Source organism: Microbacterium zouquanmingi (assembly GCF_052266695.1).
GTDB lineage: Bacteria > Actinomycetota > Actinomycetes > Actinomycetales > Microbacteriaceae > Microbacterium.
Window position 1 is genome coordinate 437,273 of record NZ_JBQPQZ010000002.1, and the last position, 20,013, is coordinate 457,285.

Annotated in this window: 20 protein-coding genes; 3 read left to right on the forward strand and 17 right to left on the reverse strand. The window is 64.6% G+C overall.

Features of this window, described 5'->3' with window-relative positions; translation table 11 throughout:
• Nucleotides 1-15: 15 nt before the first annotated feature.
• The 13 genes from nusB to ACTU6U_RS06340 all read right to left on the reverse strand — a co-directional run bounded on the left by nusB (nt 16) and on the right by ACTU6U_RS06340 (nt 12,179).
• A complete protein-coding gene (gene nusB / locus ACTU6U_RS06280) occupies nt 16-426 on the reverse strand; it encodes a transcription antitermination factor NusB (protein ID WP_417511913.1) in 411 nt (136 codons plus the stop codon).
• Nucleotides 427-429: 3 nt separating this feature from the next.
• A complete protein-coding gene (efp, locus tag ACTU6U_RS06285) occupies nt 430-990 on the reverse strand; it encodes an elongation factor P (RefSeq protein WP_417512101.1) in 561 nt (186 codons plus the stop codon).
• A 55-nt stretch (nt 991-1,045) separates the two neighbouring features.
• Nucleotides 1,046-1,483 (reverse strand): type II 3-dehydroquinate dehydratase, encoded by a 438-nt coding sequence (locus ACTU6U_RS06290; protein ID WP_443468298.1) that lies wholly within the window; start codon nt 1,481-1,483, stop codon nt 1,046-1,048.
• Nucleotides 1,480-2,568: a 3-dehydroquinate synthase gene (gene aroB / locus ACTU6U_RS06295; protein WP_443468299.1), complete on the reverse strand. Its 1,089-nt coding sequence runs from the start codon at nt 2,566-2,568 to the stop codon at nt 1,480-1,482. The genes ACTU6U_RS06290 and aroB overlap by 4 nt, the downstream gene beginning before the upstream one ends.
• On the reverse strand, nt 2,565-3,083 hold the full coding sequence (locus ACTU6U_RS06300; RefSeq protein ID WP_443468300.1) for a shikimate kinase: 519 nt from the start codon (nt 3,081-3,083) through the stop codon (nt 2,565-2,567). Before ACTU6U_RS06300 ends, aroB begins: the two co-directional genes overlap by 4 nt.
• On the reverse strand, nt 3,070-4,299 hold the full coding sequence (aroC, locus tag ACTU6U_RS06305; RefSeq protein WP_443468301.1) for a chorismate synthase: 1,230 nt from the start codon (nt 4,297-4,299) through the stop codon (nt 3,070-3,072). Before aroC ends, ACTU6U_RS06300 begins: the two co-directional genes overlap by 14 nt.
• A 4-nt stretch (nt 4,300-4,303) precedes the next feature.
• Nucleotides 4,304-5,125, reverse strand: coding sequence for a shikimate dehydrogenase family protein (locus tag ACTU6U_RS06310; RefSeq protein WP_443468302.1), 822 nt, complete (start codon nt 5,123-5,125; stop codon nt 4,304-4,306).
• Nucleotides 5,126-5,129: 4 nt separating this feature from the next.
• Entirely contained in the window at nt 5,130-6,533 is a 1,404-nt protein-coding gene (gene mltG, locus ACTU6U_RS06315; protein ID WP_443468303.1) for an endolytic transglycosylase MltG, read from the reverse strand.
• 2 nt (nt 6,534-6,535) lie between these two features.
• The gene (ruvX, locus tag ACTU6U_RS06320; RefSeq protein ID WP_443468304.1) at nt 6,536-7,009 is read right to left on the reverse strand and encodes a Holliday junction resolvase RuvX; all 474 of its coding nucleotides are present in this window, start codon (nt 7,007-7,009) and stop codon (nt 6,536-6,538) included.
• On the reverse strand, nt 7,006-9,666 hold the full coding sequence (alaS, locus tag ACTU6U_RS06325; RefSeq protein WP_443468305.1) for an alanine--tRNA ligase: 2,661 nt from the start codon (nt 9,664-9,666) through the stop codon (nt 7,006-7,008). Before alaS ends, ruvX begins: the two co-directional genes overlap by 4 nt.
• 66 nt (nt 9,667-9,732) lie before the next feature.
• Nucleotides 9,733-9,921: a hypothetical protein gene (locus ACTU6U_RS06330; protein ID WP_443468306.1), complete on the reverse strand. Its 189-nt coding sequence runs from the start codon at nt 9,919-9,921 to the stop codon at nt 9,733-9,735.
• A gap of 106 nt (nt 9,922-10,027) precedes the next feature.
• Nucleotides 10,028-10,657, reverse strand: coding sequence for a 30S ribosomal protein S4 (gene rpsD, locus ACTU6U_RS06335; RefSeq protein WP_443468307.1), 630 nt, complete (start codon nt 10,655-10,657; stop codon nt 10,028-10,030).
• Nucleotides 10,658-10,847: 190 nt separating this feature from the next.
• Nucleotides 10,848-12,179, reverse strand: a complete 1,332-nt coding sequence (locus ACTU6U_RS06340) for a replication-associated recombination protein A (protein WP_443468308.1) — start codon at nt 12,177-12,179, stop codon at nt 10,848-10,850.
• Nucleotides 12,180-12,265: 86 nt separating this feature from the next.
• Between ACTU6U_RS06340 and ACTU6U_RS06345 the strand changes: the two genes are divergently transcribed.
• Nucleotides 12,266-12,553 (forward strand): hypothetical protein, encoded by a 288-nt coding sequence (locus ACTU6U_RS06345; protein WP_443468309.1) that lies wholly within the window; start codon nt 12,266-12,268, stop codon nt 12,551-12,553.
• A gap of 112 nt (nt 12,554-12,665) precedes the next feature.
• On the opposite strand, the gene ACTU6U_RS06350 is transcribed toward ACTU6U_RS06345, so the two are convergent.
• Nucleotides 12,666-12,881, reverse strand: a complete 216-nt coding sequence (locus ACTU6U_RS06350) for a hypothetical protein (protein WP_443468310.1) — start codon at nt 12,879-12,881, stop codon at nt 12,666-12,668.
• Nucleotides 12,882-12,990: 109 nt separating this feature from the next.
• On the opposite strand from ACTU6U_RS06350, the gene ACTU6U_RS06355 reads away from it, so the two are divergent.
• Both ACTU6U_RS06355 and ACTU6U_RS06360 read left to right on the forward strand, forming a co-directional pair.
• Nucleotides 12,991-14,343 (forward strand): DUF349 domain-containing protein, encoded by a 1,353-nt coding sequence (locus ACTU6U_RS06355; protein ID WP_443468311.1) that lies wholly within the window; start codon nt 12,991-12,993, stop codon nt 14,341-14,343.
• A gap of 50 nt (nt 14,344-14,393) precedes the next feature.
• The gene (locus ACTU6U_RS06360) at nt 14,394-14,930 is read left to right on the forward strand and encodes a hypothetical protein (RefSeq protein ID WP_443468312.1); all 537 of its coding nucleotides are present in this window, start codon (nt 14,394-14,396) and stop codon (nt 14,928-14,930) included.
• Between the two features lie 2 nt (nt 14,931-14,932).
• Here ACTU6U_RS06360 and ACTU6U_RS06365 read toward each other — a convergent pair whose 3' ends face one another.
• From ACTU6U_RS06365 to secD, 3 genes are all read right to left on the reverse strand, one after another.
• On the reverse strand, nt 14,933-17,182 hold the full coding sequence (locus tag ACTU6U_RS06365; protein ID WP_443468313.1) for a RelA/SpoT family protein: 2,250 nt from the start codon (nt 17,180-17,182) through the stop codon (nt 14,933-14,935).
• Between the two features lie 68 nt (nt 17,183-17,250).
• A complete protein-coding gene (gene secF / locus ACTU6U_RS06370; protein ID WP_443468314.1) occupies nt 17,251-18,240 on the reverse strand; it encodes a protein translocase subunit SecF in 990 nt (329 codons plus the stop codon).
• Complete coding sequence (secD, locus tag ACTU6U_RS06375) at nt 18,240-19,970, reverse strand: protein translocase subunit SecD (RefSeq protein WP_443468315.1); 1,731 nt, start codon at nt 19,968-19,970, stop codon at nt 18,240-18,242. Before secD ends, secF begins: the two co-directional genes overlap by 1 nt.
• Nucleotides 19,971-20,013: the final 43 nt, after the last annotated feature.

Here is a 20,013-nt window from a genome sequence, read left to right on the forward strand (position 1 = left end):
CCGACAACCTGTCAGTCAGCTTGCGCGTGCGACTCTGGCGAGCACTCCGTGCACGAATGCACCGGAGTCATCAGTGGAGAACTCCTTGGCGAGCTCGACGGCCTCATCGATCGCGACGGCGGTCGGCACCTCGTCGTTGTAGAGGATCTCCCACGCGCCCATCCGCAGCAGCGCACGGTCAACAGCCGGCATGCGCTCGAGCTTCCAGTCGCGACTGTGGGTCACGATGCTCTCATCGATGTCATCACGGTGATCGATGATTCCGTCGATGATCTCGCGAGCGTACAGCCAAGAGGCCTCACGAGCGGGCTCGCTCGCTGCTCGCTTGGCCTCCGCCGCGAGCGTGACAGCGATCTCGTCTCCGCGGACATCCGAGGAGAAGAGAATGTCGAGTGCGCGCTTGCGCGCCTTCGTCCGAGCGCTCACGCCTTACTTCTCGCGGCCGAGGTAGTCGCCCGTGCGAGTGTCGACCTTGATCTTGGTGCCCGTCTCGACGAACAGCGGCACCTGCATCTCGTAGCCGGTCTCGACGGTTGCGGGCTTGGTGCCCGCGGACGAGCGGTCGCCCTGGAGGCCGGGCTCGGAGTAGGTCACCTCGAGGATGACGGACGTCGGCAACTCGATGTACAGCGGGTTGCCGTTGTTGAGCGCGATCGTGACCTGAGTGTTCTCGAGGAGGAAGTTCTTCGCGTCGCCGACGACGACATCGCTCAGCGTGAGCTGATCGAAGTCGGTCGTGTCCATGAACACATAGCCGTCGCCATCGGCATAGAGGTACGTGAAGTCACGACGGTCGACGTTCTCGATGTCGACCTTTGCGCCGGCGTTGAAGGTCTTGTCGTTGGTGCGTCCGGTGACGACGTTCTTCAGCTTGGTGCGCACGAACGCGCCGCCCTTGCCGGGCTTGACGTGCTGGAACTCCACAACGGTCCAGAGCTGTCCGTCGAGATTGAGGACGACGCCGTTCTTGATGTCTGCGGTGGATGCCATTCGAGAGAGTTCCGTTTCGTATGCGGGGTGACCAAAGTGTGGTCGACTGTCGATTCTACGGGATGAGTGGAGCAAGCCGTGCGACGGCGGTCGCGTATCCCGCCACGCCCTCGCCGATCACTCGGACGGCGGCGACATCGTGCAGGTACGAGAAACGTCGGAATTCCTCTCGTGCATTGACGTCCGAGATGTGCACTTCAGCGAACGGCAACGACACTCCCGTGAGCGCATCGCGCAGTGCCACGGAGGTGTGCGTCAGCCCCCCGGGGTTGATAACGATGCCTACGCAGTCTTCGCGCGCCGCGTGGATGGCGTCGATGAGCACGCCCTCGTGATTGCTCTGGATCGTGCGCAGGTCGAAACCGGCCTGCGCCGCGGCATCCGACGTGATCTTCTCGACGTCGGCGAGTGTCGAGGTGCCGTAGGTGGCGGGATCCCGGATGCCGAGGAGGTTCAGGTTCGGCCCGTTGACGAGCAGCAGGCGCCGGGTCATGCGCCGATCTCCTGATACGCGGCGAACAGCAGCGACTCGTCTGGCGCCTGCAGCACTGTCGGCTTGGCGATGTCGGAGAGGACGATGAAGCGCAGCATCCCGCCACGGCTCTTCTTGTCGCGCTGCATGGACGCCAGCAGTTGAGACCAGGCGCCGGCGCGGTACGTGGTCGGCAGCCCCAGGGACTCGAAGATCGAGCGGTGCCGATCGACCGCGGCATCCGAGAGCCGCCCTGCAAGACGGGAGAGCTCTGCCGCGTACATCATGCCGATCGAGATCGCCGCGCCATGTCGCCACTGATAGCGCTCCGCGTGCTCGATGGCGTGTCCGAGCGTGTGTCCGTAGTTGAGGATCTCCCGCTGACCTGCTTCGCGGAAGTCCTCCGAGACCACCGTCGCCTTCATCTGGATCGCGAGCTCGACCGTGCGACGGAACTCATCGGTTGTCGTGTCGACTGCGCGGGAAGGATCCGCTTCGATGATGTCGAGGATCTCCGGCGCCCAGATGAAACCGGCCTTGACCACTTCGGCATAGCCTGCGGTCGCCTCGTTGGCACTGAGGCTGCCGAGCTCATCGAGGTCGCCGATGACCGCACGCGGCGCCCAGAATGCGCCGACGAGGTTCTTGCCCTCCGCGGTGTTCACGCCGGTCTTGCCGCCGACCGACGCATCGACCAGTCCCAGCACCGTGGTGGGGATCTGTACGACCTGCACGCCGCGCAGCCAGGTTGCCGCGACGAAGCCTGCCAGGTCTGTGACCGATCCGCCGCCGTAGCCGATCACCGCATCGGTGCGGGTGAAGTCGGACTGGCCCATGACCTGCCAGCAGAATGCGGCGACCTCGATGCGCTTGCCCTGCTCTGCGTCTGGCACCTCGGCGAGCATCACTTCGCGTCCCGCATTCGCGGTATCAGCCAGTAGCCGGTCCCGAAGCTCCGCAGCGCGCGCGGCAAGCGTCGGAGGATGAACGATGAGGATCTTGCGGACCGCCGGGTCCAGAGCGCTCGAGACCTGATCGAGGATGTTCCGACCGACAGTGATGTCGTAGGACGCCTGGCCGGTCACATTGATCGTGGTGCTGCTCATGATTGCTCTCTCCTCCATGCCGCGATCTCACTGGCGATGCGCTGCATCGGCCTATGAGAAGTGTCGAAGGTCGCATTCGCGACCTCGTCGTACCAGCCACGGCGCTGTTCGTAGATCTTCTTCCAACGGACGAGCGGGTCGTTATCACCTGCGAGAAGCGGTCGTCCGCTGCCGCGGACCCGCTGCGCGACAGCATCAGCGGTGACATCGAGAAAGACGACCGGGTGCTGCTGCAGGAGTTCACGCGTCTGCGGGCTCACCACCGCGCCTCCCCCCAGCGAGATGACACCGCCCTCTTGGAGGGCCGCTGCCACCGCTCGGCGTTCGAGCTCACGGAACTGCTCCTCACCGCGTGCGGTGAAGATCTCTGCGATCGCGCCATGCTCAGACGCGATCCGCTTGTCCGTGTCGATGAAAGCCACCCCGAGATGCTTGGCCACCCGGCGACCGACGCTGGTCTTGCCCGCGCCCATGGGGCCTACGAGCACAAGCGTCAGCGGGTCAGAGCTGCTCATCGTGAGCGATCAGAGCTACCTCCGACGCGGGCGCCGTACGCAGCTCAGCGGGGATCGCGTCGAGGTAGCTCTCGAGGTTGCGGCGCGTCTCACGGATACTGTCGCCTCCGAACTTCTCGAGCACGGCGCGCGCGAGTTCGACGGCGACCATCGCTTCAGCGACGACGCCAGCGGCCGGAACTGCGCAGACATCTGAACGCTGGTGATGTGCGTTCGCCGCCTCGCCGGTTGCGGTGTCGATCGTGCGCAGTGCGTGCGGGACGGTCGCGATCGGCTTCATGCCGGCTCGGACGCGCAGCACCGTGCCGGTGGACATACCGCCCTCTGTACCGCCGGCGCGATCGGATGCGCGAGTGATGCCGTCGTCGGTGACGAAGAGCTCATCATGCGCAGCAGAGCCGCGACGACGCGTCGTCTCGAAGCCGTCGCCGACCTCGACGCCCTTGATCGCCTGAATGCTCATGAGCGCCTGTGCGAGACGTGCGTCCAGGCGACGGTCCCAGTGCACGTGCGAGCCGAGCCCAGGAGGCAGTCCGTAGGCGAGCACCTCGACGATGCCGCCGAGCGTGTCGCCGGCCTTGCGAGCGTCATCGACTTCGTCGACCATCCGCGCGGAGGTCGCGCTGTCGAAGCACCGCAGCGGATCAGCATCGAGAGCATCGACATCGTCAGGGGTCGGCAGAGCTGCGTCTTCCGGCGAACGCACCGGACCGATCGACAGGGTGTGGCTGACCAGTCGGATCCCCAGCTCGCTCAGGAAAGACCGCGCGACAGCGCCCAGCGCGACACGCGCAGCGGTCTCACGAGCACTCGCCCGCTCGAGGATCGGGCGCGCCTCGTCGAAGTCATACTTCTGCATACCGACGAGGTCCGCGTGCCCGGGCCTGGGCCTTGTGAGCGGGGCTGAGCGACCACGTGACTTTTCGGTGATCTCGATGGGCTCGGGGTTCATGACCTCGATCCACTTCGGCCACTCCGTGTTGCCGATGCGCAGCGCGATCGGGCTCCCGAGTGTCTTGCCGTGGCGGACACCGCCGGAGATGGTCAGTTCGTCCTGCTCGAACTTCATCCGCGAGCCGCGGCCGTAGCCCAGCTTTCGACGGGCGAGGTCGGCCTGGATCGCCTCAGAGGAGATCGGGACGCCGGAGGGCAGACCCTCCATGACGGCGATGAGTTCGGGGCCGTGCGATTCGCCGGCTGTGAGCACGCGGAGCATTGCTCTAGTCTCCCACGTACGCCGATCGCATTTCGTCACGCACTCGTGCTTCGTCATCAAGCGGGTGCAGCGGGTCGCTGTGCAGGAACACCCGCACCTGGCGAACCGCTTGATGCAGCAGCATCTCGGAGCCGGAGACGACCCGTCCGCCGTGCCATGCGTCGGCCAATGCAGAGGGCCATGGCTCGTACGCCACCTCGAAGAGATCGCCGCCGGATTCTGCGAGTGCGGCGCTCACGGATGCATCAAGAACAGTGCCAGAGGGCAGGGTCGCGATCGTCAGATCCACCAGTGCTCCGCTGGCGTCGAGCTCGGTGACGTCGACCCGCATGCCGAGCCGCTCCCCCAAGGCCCAGAGTCCTTCTGCGCGCTCGGGCCGTCGTGCGTGCACCTCTACTCGGGATGCGCCGCATTCGGATGCCGCGACGAGGGCGGATGCGGCAGTGGCCCCGGCGCCCAGAATACGCACGGCAGCGAAATCTTCGATTCCGTTCTCTGCCAACGCATCGATGATGCCGCCGACATCGGTGTTGAATCCTTGCGGCTCTGAGCCCAGCAGCATCGTGTTCACTGCACCGGTCAGTTCGGCGTGGCGGTCGCGCGAAGAGGTTGCGGCAAATGCTGCATCTTTCAGCGGCATCGTAAGAGACAGGCCTCGCCAGGTCTCATCGAGTGCGCCCAATTCGCCGCTGAAGCTCTCGGCGCTCACGCGCCTTCGCCCGTACTGCCAGTCCAGCCCGAGCGCGCGGTAGGCCGCGGTGTGAAGTGCCGGCGATCTGCTGTGCTCGATTGGATCGCCCCAGACCTCGAGACGGTGACGCGTCATGGCGTCAGCATCCCTGGTCGGGGTTCGCCTGACACCACTGCTGCCAGACCTTGATGGCGGCCTGGTGCTCTTCGTAGGTCGTGGAGAAGACGGTCTCGCCAGTCTGCGGGTTGATCGTCACGAAATACAGCCATGGGCCGTCTGACGGATGCATCGCAGCCTCGATGGCCGCGTCGCTCGGGCTGGCGATGGGGCCGATCGGCAGTCCTTCATGGACGTAGGTGTTCCACGGGTTGTCATCGAACTGCGCCTCCTCAGAGGTGCTCAGAACGCCCGCGTGCAATTCGCCGTAGCCGTACTGCGAGGTGGAGTCCATCTGCAACTTCATTCCGTCGTCGAGACGGTTCTGAATGACGCGTGAGACCTTGGCGAAGTCATCCGTTCGACCTTCTCGCTGGATGATTGATGCGATGGTGAGGATCCGCTGCTCGTCGCCTGGGGCCACACCAGCCGCACTGAGCGACTCGCGGGTGCGATCGACCATGCGGGCGATCACCTGAGTGGCCGTCGCTTCCGGATCGAAGGTGTACACGGCGGGGAAGAGCCAGCCTTCGAGATCCGCTGCTGCCACGTCATAGACGCTGGGGTCGGCGACCGCGGCCTGCAGCTCTTCGAGAGGAATGCCTACGCCCTCGGAGATGAGCGGAAGGGAGGACTCCACGGTGCCGCCCTCTGCGATAGCCACGGTGTTCTCGGACTTGTTGGCAGGATCCTGGAGAGCTTCGAGAGCGGCCGCTGACGTCATCTTCTGCTGCAGGGTGTACACGCCGGGGTAGAAGGTGAATGCGATGTTCTCATCGACCAGGTAGTCATAGAAGACACCATCGGTCCGCGTCACGCCTGCCTCGTACAGCGCGGTCGAAACGTTGGATCCGGTGTCGCCCTCGCGAATCGTGACGGCCGCTTCGCCGGTGGCGAGCCCGGCCTCCCAGTCTGCGGGAGGCCCCCATCCCATGACGTCGCTGATCTGATCACCGTAGGTGTTCATCACCCAGAAACCCGCGCCGACTGCGCCGCCGATCAGTGCCAAAACGATGACCAGCGCAACGAGACAGCCCGTGCGCCGCTTCTTGCGCCGCCTGCCGCCGGAGCCGGTGCCGTCATCATCGTCGGCAGCGAAGAGGTCATCGAGCGTGGCTGCGGGCTTGTCCCCTGCCGTTGGAGTGGGAACGGGGGCATTCTCCGCGGGAAGCGCGTCATCGGAATCCGCCTGTGGAGCGACAGAGCCATTCTCAACATGTGAGGCCCTGCGAGCCTGCTGCGTCTGCTCGCGCATCGCTCGGCGCGAGCCGGGCGTGGGGGGTGCGGAGTTCACTGCCGGCGCCTGATGAAGCGGCTCAGGAAGATTCGCGAACAGATCATCAGACAGACTCTGCGATTCCTGCTCGCGCTGCTCTCGTTCAGGCATGCTCAGATGGGCTCCTCAGATCGCGGAACCAGAACACCCGCCGGGCTGCCGGTGCTCTTCTCCGTGTCGATCGCGTGCTGCAGCAGAACCACCGCGGCGACCTGATCGACAATGCTACGAGAATTTCGCTGTGTTCTGCCAGATGAGCGCAGTGCGGCGTGTGCGGACACCGTGCTCAGACGCTCATCCATCAGCCGTACCGGGATCGATGTCAGCTCCTGCAGCGCCGCGGCGAACTCGCGGGCGTCCGCAGTGGACGGCGTTTCCGCACCCTGCATGTTTACCGGCAGACCGACAACGAACTCCAACGGCTCGTACTCTCTCGCGATCTCTGCGATGCGGGCGAGCGAAGAGTCCGAACGAGGCACCGTCTCGACGGGGACGGCGAGCATCCCGTCGGGGTCGCACCGCGAGATTCCGACGCGGGCTTTACCGACATCGACACCGAGACGCACGCCCCGACGAAAACCGGTCACGCGCTGCGCAGGTCGGTCGTGATGGCCTCGAGTGCGGCGCTAAGGGATGCCGCATCTGTACCGCCGCCCTGGGCGACGTCGTCACGCCCGCCGCCACCGCCACCGAGCACGGATGCTGCGCGTTTGGCGAGCACACCCGCCTTGGCACCGGCTGCACGGGCAGCCTCGTTGGTGGCTACGACGACGATCGGCCGTCCTCCGGCGATACCGCCGAGTGCGACGACCGCGGCGTCTGCGCCGAGACGCTCGCGCACGCTCAGCGCGAGACCGCGAACGTCGTCGCCGGAAGCGACTTCACCCACCGACACCGCAGCGACACGGTACGCGCCCACGCGCTGGGCGGACTCGGCGATCGCCGGGACCCGACCCTCGCGCTCCTTCGCCTCGAACTGCGCAATGCGCTTCTCTGCGGCCTTCAGATTCGCGGCGATCTCGGCGATGCGTTCCGGCAGCTGCTCGCGAGGGGTCTTCAGCGACGAAGTCAGCTGTGAGACGATTGCGCGCTCTGCAGCCAGCTCGCGGAATGCGTCCTGACCGACCAGAGCCTCGATGCGACGGTTGGATGCGCCGACGGACGACTCCCCAACCAGGCTGACGATGCCGATCTCAGAGCTGGACGACACATGCGTGCCCGCACACAGCTCACGAGACCACGGTCCGCCGATGTCGACCATACGCACGACATCGCCGTACTTCTCGCCGAACAGCGCCATCGCACCCGCTTCTTTGGCCTCGTCGAGCGAGACGATGCGCGTGGTCACCTCAAGAGCGTCTTGGACTGCCCGGTTGGTGATGTCCTCGATCTCGGTGCGCGTATCTGCAGAGAGAGGCTGCGACCAGGAGAAGTCGAACCGCATGTAGCCCGCGCGGTTCAGCGAGCCCGCCTGAGTGGCGCTCGTCCCGAGGGTGTCGCGGAGAGCTGCGTGCACCAGGTGCGTTGCCGAGTGCGCCTGACGCGCAGCGCGGCGGTTAGCGGCGTCGACCACCGTCGTCGCGCGATCGTCGACGGCGACGCTTCCGGTGCTGACCTGGACTGTGTGACTGATGAGGCCCGGAACCGGCTTCTGCACGTCGAGCACCTCGAGCTCGAAACCGGGGCCGACGATCATGCCCTTGTCAGCGACCTGGCCGCCGGACTCCGCGTAGAGGGCAGTCTCGGCGAGGATGATCTCGGCCATGTCGCCCTCGGAGGCGGCGGTGACGGGGTGCCCGTCGACGAGGATTCCCAGAACGCGGGACTCCGCCTCGAGATCCGTGTACCCGGCGAATGCGGTCTCTCCGAGTGCGCGGAAGTCGCGGTACACCGAGACATCGGCGAGCTGGCGGCGACGGCTCTTCGCATCCGCCTTCGCGCGGGTGCGCTGCTCGGTCATCAGCTCGTCGAACGCGCCGCGATCAACGCTCAGACCCTGCTCCTGGGCGATCTCGAGTGTGAGGTCGATCGGGAACCCGTAAGTGTCGTGCAGTAGGAACGCCTCAGGGCCAGAAAGAATCTGCGTTCCGGACTTCTTCGTGTCGCCGAGCGCGAGATCCAGAATGGTCGAGCCCTGCGCGAGCGTGCGAAGGAAGGTCTCCTCCTCAGCGACAGCCAGAGACGAGAGACGATCCCACTCGGTCTCGAGGACGGGATAAGACGCCTTCATCGCATCACGCGAGGCGGCGAACAGCTCAGGGAAGGTTGGAGCGTCCACACCGAGCAGGCGCATCGAGCGCACCGTGCGACGCATGAGGCGGCGCAGGATATACCCGCGGCCATCGTTCGCCGGCTTGACTCCGTCAGAGAGCAGCATGAGAGAGGACCGCACGTGATCTGCGATCACGCGGAAGCGGACATCGTCCTCGTGCGAGACGCCATACTTGCGGCCGGAGATCTCCATGGCGCGATCGAGAACCGGCCGAACCTGATCGGTCTCGTACATGTTCTCGGCGCCCTGCTTGAACATGGCGACGCGCTCGAGACCCATTCCGGTATCGATGTTCTTCTTCGGGAGGGGACCTGCGATGTCGAAGTCGACCTTCGAGCGCACCTCGGAGAGCAGTTCCTGCATGAAGACCAGGTTCCAGATCTCCGTGAAGCGGTTGTCGTCGACGATCGGGCCACCATCGCGGCCGTAAGCCGGTCCGCGGTCGATGTAGATCTCAGAGCACGGGCCCGCGGGGCCGGGCTGGCCGGTGTGCCAGTAGTTGTCCTCCTTGCCCATGCGCTGAATGCGCTCGGCGGGGAGCCCAGCGATCTTCTGCCAGAGAGCGGCAGCTTCATCATCGGTCTCGTAGACGGTGACCCAGATGTCCTTCTCGGCGAAGCCGAGTCCGCCATCGGCCTCCGCTGAGGTCAGCAGCTCCCAGGCGTAGCTGATCGCGCCCTCTTTGAAGTAGTCGCCGAAGGACCAGTTGCCCAGCATCTGGAAGAACGTGCCGTGACGAGCGGTCTTTCCGACCTCTTCGATGTCGTTGGTGCGGATGCACTTCTGCAGGTCGGTCGCACGTGGGAACGGCGCAGGAAGCAGCCCCTGCAGGTACGGCACGAACGGCACCATGCCGGCGATCGTGAACATGACGGTGGGGTCATCGCTCACGAGAGATGCCGAAGGCACAACGGTGTGACCGTTCTTCTCGAAGTAGGAAAGGTAGCGCTGCGCGATTTCCGCGGTTTTCATTTGGGTACGGCTGTCCTTGTGTCAGACGGACGGATGCTGCACGGGATGCGGCATCCGGGAGGGTGATCAGTTCTCGCGGAGCTCGATGAGACGGGCTTCCTGCTCACGGTACGCGTCCGAGAGGATCGCGGTGAAACCCGTGATCCGCGCGTCGACCTCTGAGAGAAGGTCGTGTCCTCGCGGGTCCTTGTTCATGAAGTGCGCGGCGACGAATCCGCCGATCACGCCGATCAGGAACCACAGAAAGCTCTTCATGTCGCCATCCTCATGATTGGGCCGCGGCACGCGGCCTTTCCATCGTAGGCGGAAACGGCAGAAGGCGCCGGGATCTCTCCCGGCGCCTTCTGAGTGAAACGTTGTATCAGCGAGCTGCGTAGTACTCGACGACGAGCTGCACTTCACAGGTCACGGGGACCTCGGCGCGCTTCGGACGACGAAGCAGACGGGCCTGCAGCTTGTCGAGCTCGACCTCTAGGTAGCCGGGAACCGGCGGAAGCACCTCGGCATGACCGCCGGCTGCTGCCACCTGGAAAGGCTCGGTGCCCTCGCTGCGCGGCTTGACGTGGATGATCTGACCCGGCTTCACGCGGAAGGACGGGCGGTCGACGAGCTGACCGTCGACCATGATGTGACGGTGCACGACCATCTGGCGAGCCTGTGCCGTGGTGCGGGCGAAGCCCGAACGGAGCACGAGGGCGTCCAGACGCATTTCGAGCAGCTCGACCAGGTTCTCACCGGTCAGGCCGTCGACGCGACGTGCCTCGTTGAACGCGATGCGCAGCTGCTTCTCGCGGATGCCGTACTGCTCGCGCAGACGCTGCTTCTCACGGAGACGGACAGCGTAGTCGCTGTCAGCCTTGCGCTTGGTGCGGCCGTGCTCACCCGGAGCGTAGGGACGCTTCTCGAGGTAGCGGGCAGCCTTCGGGGTGAGGGCGATGCCGAGGGCGCGGGAGAGACGCACCTTGCGGCGGTCCTGGGACTTCGTAACCACGAAGTATTCCTTCCGATGACGTGGACGTGTCTTTCACGTCTCACGGACGTATCTCGACGCTCTGCCTGATGTGCGCACGCCGGGGCGCCCAAAAGGTGGGGTGTGAACGCAGAGATGCCCGAAAACTGTGTTTCGAGCCGCTCAAGTCTAACAGAACGGGTCGCGGGCGGTTTCGGCGCCCTGTGAGTGGTCAGCGACCGTCAAGGATCCGACGGATGCGCTCGAGCCGAGCGGAGACTTCACGCTCTGCGCCCAGTGCCTTGGGCTGGTAGTAACGGCGGCCCTGCAGCTCATCAGGAAGGTACTGCTGAGTGACGATGCCGTGATCGTCGTCATGCGGATACTTGTAGCCCTTGCCGTGTCCGAGCCGCTTGGCTCCCGCATAGTGGGCATCGCGAAGGTGCAGCGGCACCCGACCGAAGTTGCCCGCCCGAACGTCGGCAATTGCGGCGTTGATCCCGGAATAAGCCGCGTTGGATTTCGCTGTGGTCGCGAGGTAGACCGTCGCTTCAGCGAGCGGAATCCGCCCTTCGGGCATGCCGATGAAAGCGACCGCGTCGGCTGCCGCAGTCGCGATGACCAGTCCTTGCGGGTCAGCGAGACCGATGTCTTCTGCCGCAGAGATCACCAGACGCCGAGCGATGAAGCGCGGGTCCTCCCCCGCTTCGATCATTCGGGCGAGGTAGTGTAGCGCGGCATCCGGATCGGAACCGCGGATGGACTTGATGAACGCACTGATCACGTCGTAGTGCTCATCTCCCTGACGGTCGTAGCGCAGCAGCGCGCGATCAACCGCCTGGGCGACGTCGTCTGCTGTGACGACGCTGCTATCAGCGCCTGCTTCGGCCGTCGACACTGCGACGGCTGCGGCCGCTTCGAGGCCGGTGAGCGCGCGGCGCGCGTCACCGGAAGCGAGCCGCACGAGCGCCGCGCGCGCCGAGTCTTCAACGGAGACGCTGCCGTTGAGCCCACGCGCGTCGGTCGTCGCGCGTTCGATCAGAAGTGCGACATCGGCATCGGTCAGGGGCTGAAGAGTGAGAAGCAGAGACCGCGAGAGCAGCGGCGAGATCACCGAGAACGAGGGGTTCTCGGTTGTGGCTGCGATGAGGATGACCCAGCCGTTCTCCACCCCTGGTAGAAGAGCATCCTGCTGAGCTTTGGTGAACCGGTGGATCTCATCGAGGAAGAGGATCGTGGTCTGGCCGTACAGGTCGCGCTGGGTGATCGCTTCCTGCATCACTTCACGAACATCCTTGACGCCCGCGGTGATCGCAGAGAGCTCGACGAAGCGGCGGCCGGACGACCGAGCGATCGCCTGCGCCAGGGTGGTCTTACCTGTGCCCGGCGGACCCCACAGAATGATCGAGACGGCACCGGGCGATGCGGCATCCGGATCGGCCAGCGCGACAATGGGCGATCCTGCGCGCAGCAGGTGCTGCTGGCCTGCCACCTCGTCGAGCGAGGTGGGGCGCATCCGCACGGCAAGGGGCGTCTGTCCCGAGAGCAGCGGAGCGGAGGTCATACACCCAGGCTAATGCTCACCGGCGACAACGCTCACCGGTAGGCTCACCTGTGGCGCGGACCCCGCGCGCCGTGGGAAGGAAGATGATGGCGAGTCGTGGATCGAAGGACGCCCAGCGTTCGAAGGCCTCTGCCGAGCGCGCACGGATGTACGCAGCACGGACTTCGTGGCATGAGGGCCAGATCAGCCGTCGAGTACGGGACAACACGATCGCTGCCGTCATCGGAGGGCTCGTCATCGTGGGTGCCATCGTCAGCCAGTCCGTCCACGCGGCTGTGACCGCCCCCGAGCCCGAGCCGAGCGAGGCGTCGACTCCTGCGGTCCTCGAGAACCCGTTCGCAGACCTGTTCCCTGCTGCTACGCCGATCGAATAGACGAGATCTCACACTCCTGATGCGCGTCTGTGAGACGGTCGTGTCGACGTCGAGGCTCTGCAGGGCTCCGGCCGTCTCCAGCCCGAGCTGGCTGCGTCGCCGCTGCACGAAGTCACGCACCGCTTGCACGTCGTCGAGAGTCCGATAGACGAAGCATCCGGGCAGGTCGGCGCCGTCCACCGCCCAGTTCGCTCGGCGTCACACCGGAGAAGTCGCCGGTGAGGCCGACACGGTCATACGGCAGACGGCCCTCCCCACCGATCACGGTGATCTGCAAGTCTTCGTCCGCGCAGCTGACCAGGCTCTCCACGAGGCGGTGCGCGACCATGCCCGCTCCCACTACGACAATCACTGCATCCGCGGGCTGGCCCCAGGCGTACTAGGCTGAGCGAAGTCCTTTCCACCCTCACGCGGGCTGACCGCGCAAGGAGCACATCGTGTCTGCAGCCGAGACCCCCAAGCCCACACCGCCCGTTCCCGCGCCTCCGCGCATCCCGATGCCACCTCGCGCATCGGCGCCGGTCGCTTCCCCCGCGGCCGCGGCTTCCCCAGTGGCTGCGGCCGACTCCGCCGATTGGGGCCGTGTCACTGACGACGGCGTCGTCGAGGTGCGCGAAGGCGAGCAGTGGCGCGTCGTCGGCCAGTATCCCGACGGCACGCCCGAAGAGGCGCTCGCGTACTTCGTCCGCAAGTTCGACGACCTCGCATTCAAGGTGCACACGCTCGAGCAGCGTCACCAGTCAGGTGGCGCCTCGGCAAGCGATCTGACCAGCCAGGCGGGCAAGCTCGTCACCGAGGTGACGGATGCTGCCGCTGTCGGCGATCTCGCATCACTGAACGCGCGACTGAGCGCTCTCACTGCGGCTCTCGCTGAGGCACGCGAGGCCGAAGCCAAAGAGGCCAAGGAGCAGGTTGACAAGGCGATCGCCGATCGCACGGTCGTCGTTGAGGGCATCGAGGCAATCGCCGCTCGTGATCTCAGCAAGGTCCAGTGGAAGCAGGTCACTGAAGAGGTCAACACGCTCTTCGAGACGTGGCAGTCCCAGCAGCAGAACGGTCCGCGCCTTCCCAAGGGCATCTCGCAGCAGCTGTGGAAGCGATTCCGTGACGCTCGCTCCGTCATCGACAAGAACCGTCGCACGTTCTATGCCGAGCTCGACGAGACGCACAAGTCTGCGCGTGAGCGCAAGAACACGCTGATCGAACGCGCAGAAGCCCTCGCGCCGAAGGGCGTGGACGGAATCCCCGCGTACCGCAACCTGCTCGAGGACTGGAAGGCTTCCGGTCGTGCCGGACGCAAGGCCGATGATGCCCTGTGGGCTCGCTTCAAGGCGGCCGGCGACGCCCTGTACGCTGCTCGCGCTGAGCAGTCCGCCGCAGAAGAGGCTGAGTCTGCACCGAAGATCGAGGCACGCAAGGCGCTCCTCGAAGACGCCAAGGCTGTCGCTGACGAATCGAACATCAAGCAGGCTCGTGCGCTGCTCACCAAGATTCAGCGTCAGTGGGACGAGGTGGGCCGCATCTTCCCGCGCGAGCAGGAGCGTGCCCTCGATGACAAGCTCCGCGTGATCGAGCAGGCGCTCAAGTCACGCGAAGAGGTCGACTGGAAGCGGAACAACCCCGAGACCAAGGCGCGTGCGAACGACATGAGCCAGCAGCTGCAGGACGCGATCGACAAGCTCGAGAGCGAACTGGCAGCAGCTGAGAAGTCCGGCAATAAGAAGGCCGTGAAGGAAGCAGCTGACGCGCTGGAAGCCCGTCGCGCCTGGCTGGGAGCCCTCGGTAACTGACGTTATCCACAGCAGCCCCGGGAAGGGACAGAGCGCGGCACACTGAAGGTGTGCATCCATCGCTGCTCTTCTTTCCTGGGGCTCTGCTGTCCCAACCCGAACTGAACTCGGCGCGCCTGGATGGTCTGCTGTTCGAGGTCGGCGACGGCTACATGCCACCCGATCTTCCGGAGGATGCGGCCGCACGCGTGGCATCCCTGAAGCCGATCCTGGTTCCCGGCTATGCCGCGAGTGGGCCGACGGCGGCGTGGGTGCACGGCACGGGGAATGCTCCCCCAGCGCAGCACCACCTGCAGCGGGTCATCGCCCGCCGCCAGCGCGTGCATGCTCCGCCCGGTGTCGTGCTGCACGATGTGCTTCTTGACACGGACGACTTCGAGGTCGTGGGCGGCGCACCTGTCACCACTGTGCTGCGCACGCTGACTGACCTTGCTCTCGCTGCCAGCAGTGACGAAGCCGCCGCACACTGGATGCGGTGCCTTGCAGATAGTCGACACGATCTCGTCGCTCGTGCGATCGCGCGCGTGGAATCCCGACCACGCCTGCCAGGGAAGCACGCGGCACTATCAGCGTTGAGGAGCGTGTGACCCTACGAAGAGGTGACCCGGTAGACGTCGTACACCGCGTCGATCCGGCGCACCGCGTTGAGCACACGGTCAAGATGCACGGAATCACCCATCTCGAACACGAACCGGCTGATCGCGAGGCGCTCATCATTGGTGTTCACCGTGGCCGAGAGAATGTTGACGTGGTGCTCGCTGAGCACTCGGGTCACATCTGAGAGCAATCCGCCACGATCGAGGGCTTCGACCTGGATCTGCACCCGGAACACGCTCTTGCTCGTGGAGCCCCACTCCACATCGATGAAGCGCTGCTCCTGGTCGCTGAGCGCGTGAACGTTGACGCAGTCGGCGCGGTGCACCGAGACTCCGCTGCCGCGCGTCACGAACCCGACGATCTTGTCACCCGGCACTGGGGTGCAGCACTTGGCGAGTTTCACGAGAATGTCAGACGCACCCCGCACCAGAATCCCGGAATCCCCGGTTCGCGGTACGTGCGCACGCGGCCGCACGGGAATATCGATCGCACCAGTGCTCGTGTCGTTCGCAGCGATGAGCGCGGTGACCTTCTCGAGCACCGACTGCGTGGATACGTGCCCTTCGCCGACTGCGGCATACAGGGCAGAGACATCCTCGTACCGAAGTTGGAGTGCCACTTCAGCGAAAGAGTCATGGTTCATCAAACGCTGCAGCGGCATGTTCTGACGCCGCATCGCGCGAGCGATGGACTCCTTACCCTGCTCAATCGCCTCCTCACGGCGTTCCTTGGTGAACCACCCCTTGATCTTGTTGCGGGCACGAGTGCTCTTGACGAAAGACAGCCAATCCTGGCTGGGACCGGCATCCGGATTCTTCGACGTGAACACCTCGACGACATCGCCGCTGTTGACCACCGTCTCGAGCGGAACCAGACGACCATTGACCTTCGCGCCCATGGTGCGGTGGCCGATCTCGGTGTGCACGGCATACGCGAAATCTACTGTCGTCGCACCGGATGGCAGCCCGATCACTCGCCCCTTGGGCGTGAAGACGTAGACCTCTTTCGCACCGATCTCGAAGCGGAGAGAGTCGAGGAACTCACTCGGGTCTGCTGTCTCGGCCTGCCAGTCCGAGATGTGCGCCAGCCAGGTCATGTCCGTGTCGCTCGGACCATCGACGGACTTCCCGCCGTTCATCCGCTCTTTGTACATCCAATGCGCTGCAACACCGAACTCCGCCTGCTGGTGCATCTCGTGCGTGCGGATCTGGATCTCGACGGTACGACCGCTGGGACCGATGACCGTCGTGTGCAGCGACTGATAGAGGTTGAACTTGGGCGTGGCGATGTAGTCCTTGAAGCGACCGGGCAGCGGTGTCCAGCGCGCGTGAATGGCGCCGAGCACGGCGTAGCAGTCGCGAACCGAGCCCACCAGCACGCGGATGCCGATCAGGTCGTAGATGTCGTCGAACTCACGCCCTCGCAGCACCATCTTCTGGTACACCGAGTACAACTGCTTCGGGCGTCCCCCCACCTGCCCCTTGATACGGAGGTCGTGCAGGTCTTCGCCTATCGATTCGATGACCTGCTTGAGATACTTCTCGCGTTGAGGAGTCCGCTGAGCGATCAGGCTGTTGATCTCGGCGTAAATCTTCGGATGCAGCACAGCGAACGAAAGGTCTTCCAGTTCCGACTTGATCGTCTGAATGCCGAGTCGATTAGCCAGCGGCGCGTAGATCTCCAGAGTCTCTCTGGCCTTCGGCGCAGCCTTCTCGGGTGGTACGAAGCCCCACGTGCGCGCATTGTGGAGGCGGTCGGCGAGCTTGATCAGAAGCACTCGGATGTCCTTGGACATCGCCACGATCATCTTGCGGACGGTCTCGGCCTGAGCACTCTCGCCGTACTTGACCTTGTCGAGCTTGGTGACGCCATCGACGAGCATCGCCACTTCATCGCCGAACGTGTCCGTCAGCTCTGAGAGCGCGTACCCGGTGTCTTCGACGGTGTCATGCAGGAGGGCCGCCGCGATTGCGCGGGGCCCCAGCCCCATCTCGGCGAGAATCTGCGCAACAGCCAGCGGGTGAGTGATGTACGGCTCGCCGCTGCGACGCTTCTGCCCCTCGTGCTTCTCTTTGGCAACCTTGTACGCCCGCTCGATGATCGCGAGATCACCTTTGGGGTGGTTCACCCGCACTGAGCGGATGAGGTTGTCGAGATCGTTGATCCGAGGCGCGCGCGAGAAGATGCGAGGGACGAGTCGTCTCAGGCTCGAGCCCTGCGCCTGCGTGGTCGCCTCCGACATCGCTTCACCTCCGGGTCACAACATCTTACGCGCCTGCCGGTGTTCGGGCCCGGTGGCGGTCAGCCGCCTCAGGCGTCGACTGCAGCGCGAGCACGAAGCTCGAGCACGCGGCGATCGCCCTCCACGATGTTCGGCTCCTTCTCGCGGAACAACGAGTACAGCGGGGCTGCGACGAAGAGCGTCGAATATGTGGCGACGAGGATTCCGACGAAGATCGACAGCGAGATGTCCGTGAGGGTTTCAGCACCGAGCCAGAAAGCTCCGATGAAGAGGATCGCGCCGACAGGCAGAGCCGCGACGATCGACGTGTTGATCGAACGCACGAGGGTCTGGTTCACCGCGAGGTTCACCGATTCTCCGAAGGTTCGAGAGGAGTTCTCACCGTCTTCCGTGGTGTTCTCACGGACTTTATCGAACACCACCGTCGTGTCGTACAGCGAGTACGCGAGGATCGTGAGGAAGCCGATGACGGCTGCCGGCGAGATCTCGAATCCTGCCAGCGCGTACACGCCGACCGTGATGACGAGCACGTCGAGCAGGCCGATGATGGCTGCCGCCGACATTTTCCAGGTGCGGAAGTAGATCGCAAGGATCAGGAACGTCAGCGCGAGGAAGATCGCCAGACCCCACAGGGACTGTCGGGTGACGCTCTCACCCCACTGCGGGCCGATGAAGGATGAGGTGATCTCTTCCGGGGCGACGTTGTACGCCTCTGCCAGTGCGTGGGCGACAGCCTGAGTATCCTCTGCCGACATCTGCGAGGTCTGCACCCGCACATCTGTACCGCCCACGATCGCGACCTTCGCAGTCGATTCTGGAACGACCGACTGCACAGCTGTCGTCGCAGTCGCCTGATCAGTGGATTCCGGCGCGACCACCGTGAACTGCGATCCACCGGTGAACTCGATCGAGAACTGCACCGGGCGCAGAAGGGGTACAAGGGCGGATGCCACGACAAGGACGATCGCGATGATGAACCACAAACGACGCTTGCCGACGAACGGGAAGGAGGTCTTTCCCGTGTAAAGGTTGTTGCCGAACTCATTCATGGAGGCCATCAGCGCTCTCCCTCGCTTCCCGAGTCCGTGGATCTGCTCGAAGTGAGCGACTGTTCTCTCTTGCGCTCGGCGATCGTCTGTCGCCGTTCCGCTTCGCCGCGCGAGCGGCTGTTCTTTGCTGCACGACCGACCGTGGTCTGCGCGACCTCGCGGAACTGCGAGCGGGCGTGATAGACCGCACCGAGCGCATCAGGGTCAAGACCCGACAGCTTGTGTCCGCCGCCGAAGAAGCGAGTGCGAGCAAGGATCTGCATGACCGGATGCGTGAAGATCACGAAGATGAACACGTCGATGAGGGTCGTCAGACCCAGCGTAAAGGCGAAGCCCTTCACCGTCGAGTCGGCGAGGACGTACAGCACGACAGCGGCGAGGATGTTGATCGATTTCGAGATGTAGATGGTTCGCTTCGCGCGCCCCCAACCGTCTTCAACGGCGCCGGTGATCGACTTTCCGTCTCGCAACTCATCGCGTATTCGCTCGAAGTACACGATGAACGAGTCGGCCGTGAATCCGATCGACACGATGAGGCCCGCGACACCTGCCAGCGAAAGGCGGAAGCCGAGGCGCCACGCCAAGATGCAGATGATGATGTAGGTCAGCACACCCATCACCGCGATCGAGGCGATGATGACCGTACCGAGTGCGCGGTAGCTGATCAGCGAGTAGACCGCGACGAGCGCGAGTCCGATCAGACCGGCGATGAGGCCGACCTGGAGCTGCTGGGTTCCGAGCGTTGCCGAGATCGTGTCTGAGCTCTCGGTGGTGAAGCTGAGCGGCAGAGCACCGTACTTGAGCTGGTTGGCGAGCGTCTCAGCGGTCTCCTGAGTGAACGACCCGGAGATGCTCGGCTTTCCGTTGAGGATCTGCGCGTTCATCTGAGGAGCCGAGATGACCTTGCCATCCAGAACGAACGCGAACTGGTCGCGCGGGCTCAGACCGTCGAGCTTGTTCTGGTAGAGACGCTGGCTGATCTCGCCGAAGACCTTGGTGCCGTGGCTGTCGAGGGTGAGCTGCACGGTCCATGCGCCCGACTGCGGGTCGCGACCGCTGGTGGCGTCATCGATCGCGTCACCCGAAAGCTCCATCGGACCGAGGATGTACTTCACCATGCCGGTGTCATCACACGTGATCAGCGGCTCATCAGAGGGAGCACTCGAGGCAGTGTTCTCCGGGTTCGCGCAGTCGAAAGCGAGGAACTCTCCCTGCAGCTTCTCGGTCACCCAGGCCATGTCACTGCCGTCGGTAGGCGTCGCCGTCGGCACCGCGTTGGCCGAGGGATCGGGCGAAGGGTAGGGTGTGCTGTTGCCATCCTCGCCGACGAACTCGGTCGCAGGGTCGCCCGCGAAGATCACCGAGCGGAACTCGAGCTGTGCGCTGGCCTGGATGCGAGCGCGGGTCTCCTCATCGGCGACACCGGGAATCTGGACGACGATGTTGCGTCCGCCCTCGGTCGTGATGTCGGCTTCAGCCACACCGGAGGCGTCGACACGCTGACGGATGATCGAGACCGCCTGGTCGAGCTGCTCCGTCGAGGGGTTCGACCCGTCTTCGGTGACGGCGCTCAGGACGATCTGCGTGCCACCCTGCAGGTCGAGGGCGAGCTCAGGAGTCCAAGAGCTCTTCTGGAATCCGTAGACACCCAGTGCATTGATGCCGAACAGAGCGGCCGTCACGAGGAGAAGGCCGAGGAGGACCTTCCACGCATGGCGGACAGGAGAGGATGAAGCCACGGATGTTCAGCTTTCTGCGTTACCGAGTGGACCGGACAGGGCC